Raw genomic sequence first — 18386 nt, forward strand, 5'->3', positions numbered from 1 at the left:
ATGGTAGATATTACGCATAAAATAAGCACTTTAAGAGTCGCAACTGCAACCGCAATTGTAAAAGTCAGCAAACAGGAAACAATTGATGCTGTTGTGAATAATCTAGTGCCAAAAGGAAACGTGTTTGAAATGGCCAAAACGGCTGGATTGTTTGCGGTAAAAAATACCCATTTATCCATTCCTGATTGTCACCCGCTACCAATTGAATTTACTTCTGTAGAGTATAATATTGAAGGTCTAGATATTCATATTATTTTCAAAGTAAAAACAGTTTACAAAACAGGGGTTGAGGTTGAAGCGATGCACGGTGCATCGATTGTTGCATTAACAATGTACGATATGCTAAAACCAATTGATAAAGAAATTGAGATTTCGACCATCAAATTAATAAATAAAGAAGGAGGAAAATCTTCTTTTAAAAATAAATTCCCAAATGCTATAAAAGCGGCGGTTTTTGTTTGTTCCGATTCGATTTTTGCTGGAGATAAAGAAGATCGTTCTGGAAAAACAATTGTAGAAAAATTAGATTCGCACGGAGTTGAAACTTCTCATTACGAAATCATTCCAGATGAATTAGATATCATTCAGGAAAAAACTAAGGCTTTCGCCAAAGAAAATCAGCTGGTAATTTTTACAGGCGGAACTGGATTATCTCCAAGAGATGTAACTCCAGAAGCTTTAGAACCAATTTTAGAAAGTAGAATTCCTGGAATTGAAGAAGCTATTCGCAATTACGGTCAGCAAAGAATGCCGTATGCGATGCTTTCTAGAAGTGTTGCGGGAACTTTAGGAAAAGCTCTAGTTTTGGCTTTGCCAGGTTCGACAAATGGAGTAAGAGAATCAATGGATGCTATTTTTCCGCACGTAATGCACGTTTTTCATATTTTAAAAGGAAAAAATCATGACAGCCTCTAACACTATTTTGACGGACGGTTTTGGTCGCAAGCATAATTATCTGCGCATTTCGCTGCTGGAAAAATGCAACCTGCGTTGTACGTACTGCATGCCGGCAGATGGAATCGCTTTGTCTCCAAAGGCCAGTTTAATGACGACTGAAGAGATTTTTGCAATTGCTGAAACTTTCGTAAAAAATGGTGTTGATAAAATAAGATTAACTGGCGGTGAGCCTTTACTTAGAAAAGATTTTCCAGAAATCATTTCAAAATTATCTGAATTAAATGTTTCACTTTCTATTACCACAAATGGAATTTTAATTGATAGGCACATTGAAGTCTTAAAGCAATCCAATGTAAAAAAAATCAATTTAAGTTTAGATACTTTAGTTTCTTCAAAATTTCATTCTATAACGCTTAGAAACCAGTTTGAAAAAGTAATTGATAATCTGCATTTGCTTTTGAATAATAATTTTCATGTAAAAGTAAATGTCGTTTTGATGAAAGGTTTCAATGATAACGAAATTGTTGATTTTGTAAAATTGACTCAGTTTCTGCCTATTTCTGTACGATTTATCGAATTTATGCCTTTTGCAGGAAACGAGTGGGACAGAAGCAAAATGGTTTCGCAACAAGAAATTTTATCTTTGGTTGAAACTCAATTTTCTTCAGAAGAAATTCTGAAATTAGAAGACGAAAAAAACTTCACTTCAAGAAACTATAAAGTAAAAGGTTTTCAAGGCGATTTTGGTATTATTAGTTCCATCACAAATCCGTTTTGTGATAGTTGCAACCGCATCCGCTTGACGGCAGACGGAAAAATAAAAAACTGCCTTTTCTCTAATTCAGAAACTGACTTATTGACTGCTTTTAGAAATGGAAAATCTATTACTGATTTGATTTCAGAATCGATTCAGAATAAAAAGAAAGTAAGGGCAGGAATGGTTACGATGGATGAAATGGACGATCCTACAAAACATTTTGATAATCGCAGTATGATTGCGATTGGGGGGTAAGTAATTGTGAATTGTCAGGCTGAGCGAAGTCGAAGCCTAATTCGCATGGTTTGTGATTGTGAGAAGCGAAGCAATTACGTTTGTTATGACTTATTGTTAGTGCATTTTGCTTCGTAATGATTTACTTAGTGGAATAAAAAAAGGTTCAACTCGTAAAGTCAAACCTTTTCAAAATTATTTTTTCTTTTTCGCTTTTGCCTTTTTCTGAGCCTTAGCTTTTTTGTCAGCAATTTTTTTGGCTTTAGCTTTCTCTTTTGCCTTTTTTGCTTTTTCTTTTTCCTTTTCGGCCGTTTTTAGTTTTGCTTTTTTAGCTTTTTCTAATTTTTTGATAACAGCTTTAATTGTTTTTTCTCTTTTCTTTTCTTTCTCTTTTTTGGCTTTGAGTTTAGCTTTAAGCTTTGATTTTATGTCGTTTTTTTCTTTGCCAATTTTCTCAACAGTTACAACAGGTTTGTTTTCTGAAACATCATTGGTTTTAATTTCTACAATTTCAGAAACAATAGGTTCTTTTTTTGCAGTGACTGCTGCTGCTTTTTTTACAGTTGCACTCGGAGTTGTTTTAGAAGCTGCTCTTACTGGTGTTTTTGCTACAGGTTTTACAGTTGCGGCTGGTGCCTTAGTTGCAGTCGATCTTGCGGCAGTGGATTTTGAAGTAGTTGTTTTTGCTGCAGGTGTTTTTGCAGCAGTTCTTGTCGTTCTTTTAACCGTTGTCTTAGTTTCTGGTTGCACTTCTGTAGTGGTTTCTACAGCTGTTTCTGCTGGAATATCAGTATTATTTACAGCAGGAGTACTTGAATTTCGTTTTATCATAACTGTATTTTTTATTGAGTAATAGATGTTAACCAAGTGGTTTTAAAGCTTATGAAGTATGATACTTTAATATAAATTCTTAGTTAAGCTAAATATACGCAATTTTTGAATACAAAACACTAAGGTGATTTAGAACTCATTAATTTTCAACTGTTTCCAAAATTATAAAATTACTTTTTGGCGCTTCACAAAGAGAACAGCAGTAACTTTCAGGAAGATTTTCAAACAGAAGACCTTTTGGAATTCCCTGAGTCTCGTCTCCGTATTCAGAATTGTAAAGTGTTAAGCATTCTTGGCATTGGTAAATATCCAACTGTGGCTTTTCTTTTTTCGTTGTATTTTCTGTTGTTTCTACAGTCGTGTTGCCCAGTTCATCGAAATATTTTCTGCTTAGTTCAATTAAAATTGTTGGCAATTCTAGTTTATCAATATCTTGAGAATGCACAATATATTCACGCGTATTTGGATCGAAATTCTTCGCAAATAATACATTATAAGTATCTCTGATTTTGATAGATTCTAAAGCAGCCGGAAGTTCATTTTTTTCGATGACAATCGAAGTAAAATAATGTCCGTCGCGGTTGTATTCTGAAATTCCGAAATTTAAACCGTAGGTGCTGATGTCGAATTGATCTAAAGTTCGAACCAAGAAAGTTTTAAGATTCAATGCCCATTCCATTGCAACGGGTAAATGCCAGTTGAGTTCTAATAACGAATGACGAACGTTGATTCCTCTTTTTCCTAAAAACTTTTCCCACTCCAATTTTCGGTCTTTAGGAATTCCCTTGATAATGAAAGATTTCCATGGTGTGATACAGATTTTTCCGATTTTGCATTCAAAACACAAATCGCACATTTCTTTTAGGAAATCCAAATCGTATAAATTATTTCTCCAGTATAACCCCAACCAATATTGATCGATTCCCATTCGATTCATTCCTTCGTAATACGGAAATGGATAAAATGGAATATTTAATGGTTTGTCAATTGTTCTATTATTAGTATCTAAAGCTTCACTCACTAAAGCAAAAAGGGTCTCTATATCAGCAGAATCTTCTTCTGAAATTTTTTCAATTTCGTAATAAATCTTAGCCAAATCCCAGCTATAAAGCAAAACAGGATAAACTTTTATCTTTTCCCATTTAGGAAGACGAATGTATAAATACCAATAATCTTCATGCTCTGAAGCGATAAAGTTTAAATGCCCTGTAAACAAAGGAACCAATTGCTGTTTCGGATCAGTTATATTGACTTTAAGTTTTGGCTGTTCTTTAAACTCTTCCAAAATATATAAAAAACGGTTTCCCGTAAGCCAGTTAGTATTTCTAAAAATATCAGTAGAAACATAAGAAGAAACGATATTGTTGCCACTTTTTTGATCAGGATAAACAAAATGATGTTTCCCTAAAGTAGTTTTATCCAAAGATTTAAACCCTTTAGGAAAAATAATATCCTGTCTGGAACCAAACGAAATTGAATCCAGACCTTCTTCAAAAGCGATGTTTACAACTTCTCTAAGTTCTCCTGGCGAAATAACGCCTCCTTTTACTATTAATCTTGTTAGTTCCATCTTGTTTTTTTGTTTCAGGTTTTTCTTTGTTTCAGGTTTGACGTTGCTTTACTTTGAACATGAATTTTACCGCAAAGTTCGCAAAGGTTTTCCGCAAAGTTTCGCAAAGTTTTTTTTGTTTTATAATAAGTTGCCAAAGTTCACAAAGCTTTGGGTAAGGATTCTAGCGCATAGCTTTGCGAACTTTTTTCAATAGAAAACAAGTGTATGCACATAATATTATTCTTTGCGAAACTTTGCGGAAAACCTTTGCGAACTTTGCGTTTAGATCAACACAATATAACAACTACACTTTACACTTTGCCAATATTTCCTTTACCTCTGTTTTACAGCTTCCGCATCCTAAACCTGCGCCCGTATTTTTGCATAATTCGGTGAAATCATTTACGCCACTTTTAATGGTTTCTTCAATATTTTCAGCGCCAACTTGACTGCATGAACAAACTAATTTTCCTAAAACTGGTTTTGCATTTGAACTTCCTCTCAAAAGCGTATTTCGTTTGTCTGATAATTCAATTTTGCTTTCGATCATGGTTTTGAATTCGGCAAACTCATTTTTATCGCCCATCAAAATAGCACCAACCAGAAGATCGTCTTTTACGATACATTTTTTGTAATAACGTTTTTTCAAATCAGCAAAAACAATTTCTTCATACGAATCGTCATTTTCTGGAATTGTAATATCACCAATACTACAAAGATTAATGTCTTCTAATTTTAGAATATTCATTAAAATCGAACCTTTGTAATAACTGCTAATATCGCCCGCTAAAAAGTTAGCCAAAATATCGGCTTGTTCTTCGGCGGCAGAAGTAATTCCGAACAGTTTATTATCAAATTCAGCTATTTCGCCAATCGCAAAAATATCTGGATTTGAAGTCTGTAAATATTGATTCACTTTAACGCCTCGTCCGCAAGAAAGTCCGCTTTCTCTCGCAATTTCGATGTTTGGAATCGTTCCAATTGTATACACAATGGCATTTGCGGTGATGATTTTTCCACTTTTTAAAGCAATTTCAATTTCGTTTGGATTATCAGTTTCGAAGACCGTACTTACTTCATTATCAAAATAAATTTGAATGTCGCGAAGCTGAACTTCTTCTGCCAATAATTTACTTGAAATTAGATCCAATTGGCGTTCCATCAAACGCGAAGCGCGCTGAATAATCGTAGTTTTTACTTTTTTATGTTTTAAGGCTGCTGCTAATTCTAATCCTAACAATCCACCGCCGATAATTACGACATGTTGTTCTTCAGGCGGAAGATTGGTGCTGTCCAAATGTTTTTTTAAACGATCAGCATCTTCTTTTCTTCTCACGGTGAATCGACCTGGAAGATGAAGCTGTGCATTTTCTGGAATAAACGGACGGCTACCGGTTGCTATAATCAAAGAATCGAAAGTATGAATTTCGCCCTGACTGTCAACAATTGTTTTTTGTTTTGAATCTAATTTTTCAATTGCTACGCCGGCTTTCATAGTAATTTTTAGTTTATTGAAAGCTTCGCCGTCTTTTACTTTTAAAAGCTGTTCCCAACTGAATTCTCCCGTCATATATTCAGGAAGCAAAACGCGGTTGTAAAATGGATTCATTTCATTAGAAAAAACAATAATTTCATCGGTTAAATTGAATTCGCGATAGTTTTGAATGAATCGGAATGAAGCCGCTCCAGCGCCAACAATGGCAATTTTCTGAAATGGTTTTACATATTTTTTAATCGAAACGGTTGTGAACTTAAAATCAGGTTCTTTTGAAATTGGATCGACAACAGTATTTGTTAAATTATTGGTTCTATTTAAATCATTTTCAAGCTGTTTTCCCCAATGCATCGGTAGAAAAACGACTTTTTCTTTGATCGAATCGGTAACTTTTGCTTTTACACGGACTTCTCCGTTTTTGCTCGAAACGATGACAATGTCACCATTTTTGATGTCGTTTTTAAAAGCATCAATCGGATTTATTTCTAATACTGGACTTGGAATATGAGTTAATAGTCTCGATACTTTTCCAGTTTTTGTCATCGTATGCCATTGATCGCGAATTCTTCCTGTTGTTAAAATAAAAGGAAATTCGTCATTTGGTTGCACTGATGTATTTTCAATGGAAACTGGCAAATTAAAAATCGCTTTCCCAGAAGGTGTATAGAATTTTTTATCTGTAAATAATCTAGGTGTTCCAGGATGATTGTAATCTGGAACTGGCCATTGAAAAGTACCTTCGTTTTTTAAGCGATTATAATTTAAGAATGAAATATCAATATTAGTATTTTTAGTAAGCGCACAATGCTCTTTATAAATTTCTTCGGCACTGTTGAAATTGAAGCCATTGAAATTCATTTTCTTAGCAAATCGAATTAAGATTTCAATATCTGGAAGAGCTTCTCCAGGCGCATTAATTCCTTTTGGCAGATAAGAAATGCGACGCTCCGAATTGGTCATCGTTCCTTCTTTTTCTAACCAACCTGCTGCAGGTAGTAATAAATCGGCAAATTTTGCTGTATCTGCATTATGCGAAATATCCTGAACGACTACGAATTTTGCGTTTTGAAGTGCTTTTTCTGCTCTTCTCGAATCGGGTAAACTTACTAACGGATTGGTGCAGATAATCCAAACTGCTTTCATTTTTCCAGATTCTAGGGCTTCAAACATTTCTGTTGCCGTTAGACCCGGTTTGTCTGAAATCTCGTCAACGCCCCAAAAGTCAGCAACTTCTTTGCGATGTGTTGGGTTTGCAATGTCTTTGTGCGCCGCCAAAAGAGTTGCCATTCCGCCAACTTCACGTCCTCCCATTGCGTTTGGCTGACCTGTTAATGAAAATGGCCCAGAACCTGGTTTTCCAACTTGCCCAGTTAATAAAGATAAATTAAGCAATGCTGTATTTTTATCAACTCCAACAGCGCTTTGGTTTAATCCCATTGCCCAAAGAGAAATAAATCCTTTAGCTTTTCCGATAATATCTGCAGCAAGCTTAATATCGTTTACAGAAATTCCGCAAAGTTTCGAAGCTTTTTCAAGCGAAGTACCTAAAACTAAGTCTTTGTATTGTTTGAAATTTTCGGCGTGATTTTTAACGAAATCATGATCTACATAACCTTTTTCGATAATACGTCTGGCAATAGCATGATATAAAATAATGTCTGAACCCGGAATAATCTGCAGATGCAAATCGGCGAAAGCGGCAGTATCTGTTCGTCTTGGATCAATACAAATTATTTTAGTCTTCGGATTTTTTTCTTTGTGTTTCTCTAGTCGTCTGAAAAGAATAGGGTGGCACCAAGCAGGATTTGCGCCTGTAATTAAAAAAGTGTCAGCCAGTTCGATATCATCATAAGCAATGGGAACAGAATCTTCTCCGAAAGTCTTTTTATATCCCACAACTGCAGAACTCATACAAAGTCTAGAATTGGTGTCGATATTATTCGTTTTCAGAAAGCCTTTTACGAGTTTGTTGACTAAGTAATATTCCTCGGTTAAGCATTGTCCTGAAATATAAAAGCCAACGCTGTCTGGCCCGTGTTTTTTAATAATGGAAGAAAAAACAGCTGCAGCTCGATCAAGAGCTGTATCCCAGTTTACGCGTTCGAGTGGATAAGATTTACTTCCTCGCATTTCAGGATATAAAATTCTGTCAGACGTATCATTAACTACGTAATGCAAATTCATTCCTTTAGAACATAACATTCCTTTGTTTACAGGATGATCTTTATCGCCTTCTACCATTACGCCATTTTTAGCATCGTTGGTTACGATTATACCGCAGCCAACGCCGCAGTAGGAACAGGTAGTTTTGATCTTCGTAGTTTGCATTAGAGTTCTATTTAGAGATACTACTTTTATTGATTGGTCTGACTTCATAAAAAGTACTTATGCAAAAATAAGTATTTTTACGTATTGATACGTATTTTTTGGATTTATTTTTTTAATTTTGATGAAAATAAATGAAGGACAACAAATTAGTTTTTAATCTGCTAAAATTTAGACTCATGAAAGAAGAGCAAACCATTTGTTATTCCTGCGTCAATGAAAATTGTTTTATCAAGAAGCATCTGCATTTAGAACAGATGGCAGGTTATGTTTCTAAAAAGCAAAACATTATCTGTAAAAAATCAGATCGGTTTATTACAGAAGGCGCGCCATTGCAAGGACTTTTTTTTATTTGTAAAGGAAAAGTGAAAACAGTAAAAACCGGAATTAACGGTCGTGAACAAATTGTTCGTTTAACCAAAAACGGTGATATCATAGGTTTCCGCGGATTTGGAACGAGTAAGCGTTATCTTATTGGTGCTTATGCGCTTGAAGATACCGTTTTGTGTAATTTCAGCAACGAAACAATGCTCGAAATTTTACAGCATATTCCTGAGTTTACTTATGCTTTAATGTTATTCTACGCAGAAGAATTAAACAAAAGCGAAAACAATATCCGTAAAATTGCACACATGAATGTTCGTGAACGTGTAATTGATTTGCTGCTTTATATTCATCGTAAATTTGGACAAACGAATGGTCTGATTGATATTGAGCTTTCGCGAAAAGAAATTGCCGATTTTGCTGGAACTACAGAAGAGCAAGCAATACGTATTTTATCAAGTCTTAAAAAAGAATCGTTGATTAAAACGGAAGGAAAGCGTGTTGGGATTTTAGAAGTTTCAGAGTTAAGATCTGAAATTATGGAGCATAAGTATTTTTAAGGTTCTAAGTTGCTAAGATTCTAAGATGCTAAGGTTTGGTGTTGATGTAAAAATTTTGATTTTTTTTGTAGAGACGCACTGCAGTGCGTCTTTAGTGCAGTGCGTCTCTACGTCGAGTGTAATTTATTTTTTTCTTCCCACAAATCGAATTACAGATCCTGTGCCGTTGTGGAACAGACCTTCACTGAGCTCGATTTCTTTTTCTTCCAATTCTATGATTTCATAATTTGGAAAATCAGCTTTGATTTCTTCGATTGAAAAAAGAGATTCAATGTCTTTTGGTCCGCCAACTTTTTCATTTTTAGTAACATATTCTAAATGTTTTTTGCTGAAAGCTTCAAAAATTATAATGCCATTTTTTCGTAAAAGTTTATCAAGTTGTTGATGAATTTCAGATTTAATTTCAGCAGGGAAATGAGCATAAATCAAAGCAATTGCATCAAATTGTTCTTCTTGAAAATCTAAAATTTCCAGTTCGCCAACTTGATAATCAATTGAAACATTATTTGCTTCTGCTAGTTTTAAAGCTTTGTTTCTTCCTTCTTCACTAATATCAAATGCAGAAACTTCCCAACCTAATTTTGCAGCAAAAACGGCATTTCGTCCTTCTCCTTCGGCAGGAAAAAGAATAGTACCTGTTTCTAGTTTTTCAATTTGTTCTTTAAGGTAATTGTTAGGTTCTTCGCCGTATGCAAATTCTTCAGTTTTATAACGGTCATCCCAACGTTGAGTCCAGTTGTTCATAGTTTATATATTGAATTTAATTATTAAAGGTTTGTGATCGCTGTACAAAGTCCAATCTTTGTAAGTGCCGACTTCAACACTTTCTAAAACTTCAATAAAATCATTAGAAGCAAAACAATAATCGAGATGATAAGGTTTGTTTTCATGACGATACAAGTACCAAGTCGGATGCTCTTCTTTACCTTGAATTTGATTGAAGTATTTGTGATAAGTGCTAAAAATGTTCTTTTCGGCTAATTTATTTACTACCGTTGTATGATTTCCTTCTCTTCGAGGTTTGTCCCAAATCGTGTTGCTGTTGAAATCTCCAATTAAAATGGTTTTGGTTTCTTTGATTAAATTTTCATAATAATTAATCGCTTTCCAAATCTGCGTTACATAAGCGCCATCTTTATCCGCTGGATTATTTGCCCAAATAGCAAATAGGGTGAAGTCAATTTTTCCGCCTGTTACTGCAATTGGAAGAATGTTTTTAAAATTAGGATTATGACATTTTAAAAGTTGGAATCTATAATCTCCATATGAAAAAACACCAACTCCTTTATTCGGATTTGTTCCATACCAAAGTACATCTGAAGGTAATTTTGTGTTGTTTAGGAATTTGAGCTTTTCGTTATTTTCACACTCAGAAATTACAGCAATATCAGGATTAAAAGCTTGAATAAACTGAGCTTTTTTTCTGAATGCCATATTGCAATTCCAAGCGATGAGTTTCATGTTTAAAATATCTCTTAAGAAATTAAAATAGCCGAAATGCTTATCAAATATACTTAATTAGAAGTTTAAAACCAGTTTCTTCAAGAACAAAAATGCCTTTTCTCAATTTTGAAAAAAGGCAAATTAAAGATGTATTTTAATCATAGTTTAATCTTAACCAACAAGTCTTGTTGTACCGCAATTGATGTCAATTTCTGCAAAATGATGTTTTCCTATCACAATAAGAAGTTTGTCTGTATTATAACCAACGTATCTTATTTCAGGTTCGCCTTTTTGAGGTTTTCCGCAGATCGAAATTACATTGGTTTGCCATTTCAATTTTTTTCTTTTGTAAGCAGAGATTGTTTGTAAATCATTTTCAACATAATAAACAATATTGTTTTTCTTGATTCCTCTTTTTTGCGTTTTCGCAAAATTTATTTCTGAGTTTTTAGAAATTAAGGCATCATTGTACTTTTGCGCGATGCCTGTTTGCGTGACAATAAAAGTCAGCAAAGACAATTTTAGAAATGGTTTCATTAGGATAGAATTGGGGGTTCATAATCGATTCAAATATAAATAATTAAACATATAATTTACATTATTATGAAATAAAAAAAATACCCTTTTCCAGAAATAGGAAAAGGGTAAAATATTCTAGTTAATTTTAAAGAAAAATTATTTTTTCCAGCTAAAAATTTTAGGATCAACAGATATCATCAACCAAGCCCAATTATTGGTGTGGCTAGCATCTCCGTTTTTAATAAATTCCATTGTTTTAGATCCAAACATTTGAGAATAACCTCCACTAAGAGTTATATTTTTTTTGAAATTATATCCAAAAGTGGCATCAATTTCAGTTCCTAAATAAGAATCTAATTTTTCATTTGTAGGTGTAACTACATCAGCAGCTGATAAGAATACGTGCGGAATCAAAGCAAATTGCCATTTGTTTACATTGTAATTCAATTTTAAGAAAGCGTCTTGTAAACCAACACTGTTTAAGTGGTTTCCAACATAAAAATAATCCATATAGCCATTGAACCCGTGGTTAGTTCCAAAAATCGGGTTAAAAGATTTGATTACTGTACTTCCGTCATTTGAAGCTTTTCCAGATAAAAATTCGTAACCTAAACCGGCTTTGAAAGAATCTGTTATGCTATAATTAAAATTTGCTGCCGCATTCCACGCGCTTACTTGTAAATCAGTACTTTTTCCAGTTTGTCCGTATACCCAAAAATTACTGTCTATTTTGCCTGTTTTATAAGTTAAATACGGACCGAAAGTTTGTTTGTAATCAACTAAAAGTTTCGCATCAGCATTCGCATATTCGTAACCAGTGTTAAGTGCTAAGAAGCTTAAACCTAATTTTTCGCTAAATTGATTATGATACCAAGCATACTGCATAGCTTTATAATTGGCAACTGTATAAGGAGTTTGAACTACATTTTCGGCATTTGAATTGTAAGCGCCTCCAAAATCTAATTTTTGAGTTTCATTATGAAAAGAAACTGTTAATGCATCATGACTTTGGCCTTGTTGTGCCCAATCCATTTCACCCAGAATACGCTGATTATCATAAGAAAGAACCTGACGTCCCATTCTTGCGCTCCATTTTTCGGTAAAATTATATTGTGCCCAAGCTTCAAAAACTGCGACTCCATTTTTATCGGCAACTGTTGCAGGAGCAACATCACCCCATGTTCTGGTATTTTGAAAAGTCAATTTTACAATCAAATCTTCTTGTTTATAATTAAAGTTCAGACGAGAACGCTGCGAAATTTGTGAGGTTCCTTTTTGTCCTTCTGGAAGGAGGGTTTTGTAACCGTTACGATATTCAAAACGCGGTCTAATTTGTAGATTTACATCTAATTCTTGGGCTTGTATTTCAAAACTTAATCCCACGATAAGTATTAAAATTAGTTTAAGTTTTTTCATAAATTCTTGTATTTTTATCGGAAGTAAATTTATAAGAAAATACCATCATAAAATATGATTACGGTCATGTTTTTAATTTTTTTTTAATCTAAGTTTAATACGCAGGCTCCAATTTTGCTTTATTTACTTTAACTTCTTTTTTCTTAGATAGTTGTGTAATAGTGTAATGCATCCAAACTAAACAGGCCGTTGAAAAGATTAGAATAAAAATCCATGAACTTGACCAGATTCCAGTTGCAGTTAGTAAATATCCGAAGATAATAGGACCTAAAAATCCACCTAAACCACCAATCATTCCGACCATTCCCCCCACAACGCCGACTTCTTTTGGAAAATATTCAGGAATATGTTTGTAAACTGCCGCTTTTCCAATTCCCCAAGAAATCCCGATCAGAATAACCAAAACCAGAAACACCCACATATTAGCATCGAACTTAATAACAGTCACGCCTTTTGCGATTAGTTCTTTTTTGGCAACGCTTTGATTGTGTGCTACAACCACATCCTGCCAGCTTGAAGTAGTAGGGAAAATGGTATTTTCAGCTGTATTAGTTGTTTTTTGTGCAATAGGATATTCTTTATCTCCAACTTTTACCGTTTTATCACTGATTTCATTTACAACACCTTTTTTAGCAGCTAATATTCCTGGGCCTGAAGTCGTAATTTCCATTTTAGGAATAGATAATAATGCACTTAAAACTACTGAAGAGCTCAAAACCCAATACATCACTTTTCGGGCACCAAATTTATCTGATAAATAACCACCAAAAGCTCTAATTACTCCAGAAGGCAAACTGAACATCGTCGCAAACAATCCTCCCATAACCAAACTTGTTTGGTACACGTTCATGAAGTTTGGCAATAACCATTGAGAATAGGCTACAAAACACCCAAAGACTAAGAAGTAATAAGCTCCAAAACGCCAAACTCTTTGTGATCTTAGAGGCGTAAGCATTTGTGAAATAGTTTTACCATTGCTTTCTATTTTTTTGTTTTGAGCGAAAATTAAAAAGGCAACACCAATTACTACTAATGAAATGGCGTAAATAACAGGAAGAACTTTCCATCCATTTTGCGGGTCATCTATTGAGAAATGATTTAATAATGAAGGCGCTAAAAAGGTTGTGATAGCTGCGCCAGCATTTCCCATACCAAAGATTCCAAGTGCGCGACCTTGCCATTCTTTTGGATACCAAATTGAGGTATATCCAATTCCTACTGCAAAACTAGTTCCTACCATTCCGAAGAAGAAACTAAGTACAGCAAACATGAAAAAACTGTCAGCATAAGGAAGAAGAAACAACGGAATTGAACTTAAAAGCAGTAAAAGTGAAAAAACGTATTTTCCGCCAAATTTATCTGTCAAAATTCCAATTGGAAGACGCATAATCGAACCTGTTAAAATTGGAATACCCAAAAGCCATCCAACTTGAATAACGTCCCAGTGGAAAATTCCGTTATCGACTAAAAAAGTTACTAGAACTCCGTTTAATGTCCAACAAGCAAAACACACTGTAAAAGCCAATGTGTTCAAAAATAAAATTTTGTGTGATTGCGATAGTGATTTTGTATTTTTCATAGCACTTATATTTTTTATGTAAAAATAAGTACTACGACTTAGTTAAATCCTGCCAAAACGCAGTTTTTGAAAAAAAAATACGTATTTATACGTATTTTTTTAAATTAAGGAATACTCTGCCGCTTTATTAGAAAGTTCCATTAGGTTTTTCACTTTTAGCTTTTTCATCAGGTTAAAACGATGTACTTCGGCAGTTCTTTTGCTGATATCTAGTGCTTCAGCGATTTCTTTGTTTCCTTTTCCAGATAAAAGAAGTGTAAGGATTTCTTTTTCTCTTTTAGTAATCATCATCTCTTCACCTAAAGTTTGTTTAGGTTCTAATGATGCAGAAGAATTAGTCAGTTGACTGATTAAAATAGAAGAAATATCACCACTGAAATATTTTCCTCCAGCAGAAACTGTATGCAATGCCTTTAAGAATTCTTCTTTGCTTGAACCTTTTAATAAATAACCGTCGGCTCCAGCTTTTATCGATTTCAATACATATTCTTCCGATTCGTGCATTGAGAGCATGATGATTTTTACGCTATTATTTTCGCTTCTAAGTTTTTCTACTACCTCGATACCAGTTAAGTTTGGCATGCGAATATCTACTATAAGTAAATCTGGTAGGGTTGCAGCAACTACTTCCAAAGCATCTGTACCATCAATTGCTTCGCCTACAACCTCGATGTTTGCTTCGTTTTCCAGTAAGGATTTGATTCCATCTCTAACAAAAACATGGTCATCTGCCAGTACTACTCGAATGATATTGCTCATGGTTTACTTAATTTAGATTCTAAATTTTTACGTATATTCATCTATAAAGAAGACGCTAATATACGTACTTTTTTTATTTAAAATTCCAATTTTTTGAAATTCCAAATTCCAATATTAAAAAATCATTAGAAGTAATTGTAATATCAATAGAAATTGCAAAAACAATTTTAATATCTAAATTAAAATCTCAACAACTGGTATTGTCAGGCTGAGCGGAGTCGAAGCCCGCGCTAAGAAATTCTGTAATCCAAATCGCCAATCTTTGTAGAGCTACCTGTGGAGATTTCTCGTTCCTCGAAATGACAAGATTGTGAGACAGTTTTGTAGTGAACTTTGAAAAAGTTTTTTATGTAAAGTTTGTCATCTCGACGAAGGAGAGATCTCACTAAGAATTCGACAAAGATTGACGATTTAGATTGCGGAGCTTCTCGTGTGATCTCTCCTTCGTCGAGATGACAAAAAATGCTGAAAAGATTTTGTAATAACTTAAATGATCTTTTGAAAATGATTGCTCGCGAGAGGGATAGGAGCAAGCTACCGAAGTAGCGCGGATAGCCCGACAGGATTAGAAAAAGTGAGCGTATATAGACAAAGTTTGTTTGCCACTTTTTCTAATCCTGGCTCGCCCTAATTATAATGTGACAATTTGATAATTAGAAAATTACTTAGCAGATTTACTTTGCGAGGCTTCGACTTCGCTCAGCCTGACAAATGGATATTAGATTTTTAGGTAAATTATCAAATTTTGTAATTTACACATTGTCTCATTTAAGAATAGGGATGTTGAAGGTAATTCTGGTTCCTTCGCCCGGAATGGAGTTCATGAAAACGCGTCCGTTGATGTATTGAATTCTTTCTTTCATAAACAAAAGTCCCATTCCGGATTCGCTGTTGCGTTTTTTGTCTACTGAACTGACGTCAAAACCTTTTCCGTTATCATCGACAATTATACTTAGAAGTGTTTCACTGTGCGAAAGCTGTACAATTATATGTGACGATTCGGCATATTTGATAGCGTTGTTTATGGCTTCTTGTGTTAATCGATAAATATTGATTTCGATTAAGGAATCAAGGCGCTGATCAAAATCGGTTTTATTGTAAAAAAGAATTTCTTTTCCTGTTAGTTTAGAAAGTTCCTGTGTAAGTTTTGAAAGTGACGAAACGATTCCGTGATCACTTAATTCAGGTGGCATTAGGTTGAAAGTTGCCGTACGAACACCTTTTATAATGTCTAGTGAGAGTTTCTTTAAATATTCAATTTTTTGTTCTGATTTTTCTCTATCATCCAGATTGATGCTTTCCAGACTAAATTTTAAACCTGTTAACATTTGACCAATTCCGTCGTGAATTTCTTTGGCGATTCGATTTTGCTCATTTTCTTGATTTTCAACTATTTTACTTGAAATAATCTTCTGCTGATTGATTTTTTCAGTTGTATTTTCAAGATTTAAACGTTCTACTTCGCGCTGTGCTTTTTTGCGTTCGGTGATATTGAAACAAACAATCAAAAGTTCCAGTTCGTCTTTTTTGATCATCACAGGAACCATCGATAAATCAAGCCAGATTTCTTTTTCGTCTTTATTTACAATTTTAATTTCGCCTTGCCAGCCACTACGCTGTTTTTCGAAAATTAGACGATCGAAATTGACTTGTTCTTTTTCGTCTTCCGTTAGAACTTCAGAGAATTTTTTATTGGATGAAAACTTTGTATAATTAAGAAGTTTGGCAAATTTTTCTCCAATATGAATTATGGAACCGTCTGGTGAAATTCGGCAATAAAGTAAAGTGTTTTCCATCGCATAATTGAGCGATTTTAATTCTTTTACCGAGTTTTCTTTGATCTCACTTATAATTTCGGTGTCGTATGCCAGTTTTAAAGCTTTCTTTTCAGAAGATAAAAGTTGGGCAATTAACTTTTCGATTTTTTTGTTGGTTGGTTTGAAAATGAAGAAAAATTCTAGAAGAAGGACTAAAAGCGTAAAGCCGAAAATCCAATATTCTATTCGGCGTTGTTCAGTTACTTTTTCGTGCGCTTCAAGATCGTATTGGGTTACAATCTGATTCATTTTCGAAAGGAAAATGCCTTCGTTTTCTAAAATAATCTGAACCAATTTTTGATTTTCGGAAGTTGATTTTTTCTGTTGTAAATTCAACAAAAAAGAATCTGTAGTTTGTGCAATTTTATTGAAAATCGGATTAATTTCAAGATATAATTTAGAAAGTGTTTCTGATTTTTCTTTTGGAAAAGCCAAACTATCATTTCCGTTTTCCAGTGCATTTTGGTTTTTCTCCCAAAGCTCTAAAACCTCTTTTAAATGCGAAGCTTTTTTGGCTGTCGCCGAATCAGAAACGTAATGTAATATCAGAACTTCTTTTACGATTTTCTGGCTCAACATTCTCTGTTTTCCAGAAAAGTTTATGATTTTAGAATCGCTTAACTGTTGATTCAGATTGTATTGTACTAAAAATTGACTGACAATTATAGTTAAGGCAATAGTAAGAAGCGCAAAAAAATACAGACGGCGTAAATTTTTGAAAGTGATTTTTTCTGCAGCTTCTTGATTGCTTTTTTTCATATCTTTTTACAATCCTAAAGAAGCTTTTATAAGGTTTAAATTTTCTTTAGAATATTTTATTTTTAAGGCTTCTTGATGTCCTTTATCCGACATTTTATCCCAAGTTTTCTTGATGATGTTTTTAAGCTTTTCTTCGTCGTGTTTTTCTACGAAAGGTTCTAAATAATATTCAAGGAAAACAAGGCAAATTACATCTTCCAATAATTGGGTTTCAGCATCTTTTTTAAGTAGTTTTTTCTCAATTAAGAAAGAAACGCGATCGATAAAAGTTTGATCATAACCTGCTTTTGTTAGAATCTCGGCAGTAGTTTTTGCGTGGAATTTTTTTAATTCTTCTCTCCATTTCAAATAACCAACACGATCCATTGGGTATGATTCGCGAGCAACTTTCCATCGGCAAATATGTTGCGCTTTTGAAGCAATCTGAATTTCTTCTGATGCATTCGGTTCAAACTCCATTAGTCTTTTGTACATCCTGTCTGAATACAATAATTCTTTTGGATATTCTTTGTTTTGGTCTAATTCGATGTTTGGATCTTGAGCGTTTTCAGCATCAATCCATTCGCTTGCTTTTTGAAAAGGTGTAGTCATTTTTTGGTTTGATAATAGAATTTCAAAGATACGGAATTTGTTAAAATGTGAAATATGAAATGTGAGTTGTAAAAAGTGAAAAATCAGAATAGACGTTTTACATCTAACTTTTTACATTTCACTATTCACAATTTTTCTAATCCACAAACCCAACAAAAACTTCATCTTCAACAATTTTAATCGGATAAGTTGCAATGCTGTATTCTTCGCCGTTTAAGTTCGAGCCATCAACAAGTGAAAAGGTTTTTTTATGCATCGGACATGCAATTTTCGGAATATCATCTGTAGATCCTGTCATTCCTCTTGATAATACCATTTCCATTTTGTGTGGACAGGCGTTTTGGCAAGCATACCATTCGTTTCGGCGTGTGAAATTGAAAATGGCGATTTGTTTGTTTTTGTATTTGATGCATCCGCCTCGGTTGGTCGGGAAATCTTCAACTTTACCTGCTTTGAACCAAATTGTTGCATCGCTCGCGTGAACTGTTTCGTATTGATTTAAGATTTCTTCCATTTTGTTTAAATTTT

General features: G+C 34.0%; 15 protein-coding genes. 3 read left to right on the top strand and 12 right to left on the bottom strand.

The genetic code is table 11. From position 1 onward, the window contains the following. Positions 1-915 carry a bifunctional molybdenum cofactor biosynthesis protein MoaC/MoaB gene (gene moaCB, locus JI750_RS15335; RefSeq protein WP_202003777.1) on the top strand — a complete coding sequence of 305 codons (915 nt, stop codon included), beginning with the start codon at positions 1-3 and terminating at the stop codon, positions 913-915. Then, positions 902-1909 (top strand): GTP 3',8-cyclase MoaA, encoded by a 1008-nt coding sequence (gene moaA / locus JI750_RS15340; RefSeq protein ID WP_202003780.1) that lies wholly within the window; start codon positions 902-904, stop codon positions 1907-1909. Before moaCB ends, moaA begins: the two co-directional genes overlap by 14 nt. Positions 1910-2083: 174 nt before the next feature. Here moaA and JI750_RS15345 read toward each other — a convergent pair whose 3' ends face one another. From JI750_RS15345 to JI750_RS15355, 3 genes are all read right to left on the bottom strand, one after another. Further along, the gene (locus JI750_RS15345) at positions 2084-2719 is read right to left on the bottom strand and encodes a hypothetical protein (protein WP_202003783.1); all 636 of its coding nucleotides are present in this window, start codon (positions 2717-2719) and stop codon (positions 2084-2086) included. Positions 2720-2858: 139 nt separating this feature from the next. Then, a complete protein-coding gene (locus JI750_RS15350; protein WP_202003787.1) occupies positions 2859-4289 on the bottom strand; it encodes a rubredoxin in 1431 nt (476 codons plus the stop codon). A gap of 286 nt (positions 4290-4575) precedes the next feature. Beyond that, positions 4576-8094, bottom strand: coding sequence for a nitrate reductase (locus JI750_RS15355; protein ID WP_202003790.1), 3519 nt, complete (start codon positions 8092-8094; stop codon positions 4576-4578). Positions 8095-8270: 176 nt separating this feature from the next. On the opposite strand from JI750_RS15355, the gene JI750_RS15360 reads away from it, so the two are divergent. Next, complete coding sequence (locus JI750_RS15360; protein ID WP_202003793.1) at positions 8271-8975, top strand: Crp/Fnr family transcriptional regulator; 705 nt, start codon at positions 8271-8273, stop codon at positions 8973-8975. A gap of 123 nt (positions 8976-9098) precedes the next feature. Here JI750_RS15360 and JI750_RS15365 read toward each other — a convergent pair whose 3' ends face one another. The 9 genes from JI750_RS15365 to nirD form a co-directional block, all read right to left on the bottom strand. Beyond that, complete coding sequence (locus JI750_RS15365; protein WP_202003796.1) at positions 9099-9719, bottom strand: class I SAM-dependent methyltransferase; 621 nt, start codon at positions 9717-9719, stop codon at positions 9099-9101. A 3-nt stretch (positions 9720-9722) separates the two neighbouring features. Further along, entirely contained in the window at positions 9723-10436 is a 714-nt protein-coding gene (locus JI750_RS15370; protein ID WP_202003800.1) for an exonuclease/endonuclease/phosphatase family protein, read from the bottom strand. A 153-nt stretch (positions 10437-10589) separates the two neighbouring features. Next, positions 10590-10955 (bottom strand): hypothetical protein, encoded by a 366-nt coding sequence (locus JI750_RS15375; protein WP_202003803.1) that lies wholly within the window; start codon positions 10953-10955, stop codon positions 10590-10592. 138 nt (positions 10956-11093) lie between these two features. Beyond that, positions 11094-12353, bottom strand: a complete 1260-nt coding sequence (locus JI750_RS15380) for an alginate export family protein (RefSeq protein WP_202003805.1) — start codon at positions 12351-12353, stop codon at positions 11094-11096. Positions 12354-12447: 94 nt separating this feature from the next. Continuing rightward, on the bottom strand, positions 12448-13932 hold the full coding sequence (locus JI750_RS15385) for an MFS transporter (RefSeq protein ID WP_202003808.1): 1485 nt from the start codon (positions 13930-13932) through the stop codon (positions 12448-12450). A 99-nt stretch (positions 13933-14031) separates the two neighbouring features. Further along, positions 14032-14691 (bottom strand): response regulator transcription factor, encoded by a 660-nt coding sequence (locus JI750_RS15390; protein ID WP_202003810.1) that lies wholly within the window; start codon positions 14689-14691, stop codon positions 14032-14034. 764 nt (positions 14692-15455) lie between these two features. Continuing rightward, positions 15456-17267, bottom strand: a complete 1812-nt coding sequence (locus JI750_RS15395) for a sensor histidine kinase (protein ID WP_202003813.1) — start codon at positions 17265-17267, stop codon at positions 15456-15458. A gap of 6 nt (positions 17268-17273) precedes the next feature. Next, the gene (locus tag JI750_RS15400; RefSeq protein WP_202003815.1) at positions 17274-17858 is read right to left on the bottom strand and encodes a DUF4202 domain-containing protein; all 585 of its coding nucleotides are present in this window, start codon (positions 17856-17858) and stop codon (positions 17274-17276) included. A 136-nt stretch (positions 17859-17994) separates the two neighbouring features. Beyond that, positions 17995-18372, bottom strand: coding sequence for a nitrite reductase small subunit NirD (gene nirD / locus JI750_RS15405; RefSeq protein ID WP_202003818.1), 378 nt, complete (start codon positions 18370-18372; stop codon positions 17995-17997). Positions 18373-18386: the final 14 nt, after the last annotated feature.

The sequence above is a fragment of the Flavobacterium tagetis genome, from assembly GCF_016735615.1.
GTDB lineage: Bacteria > Bacteroidota > Bacteroidia > Flavobacteriales > Flavobacteriaceae > Flavobacterium > Flavobacterium tagetis.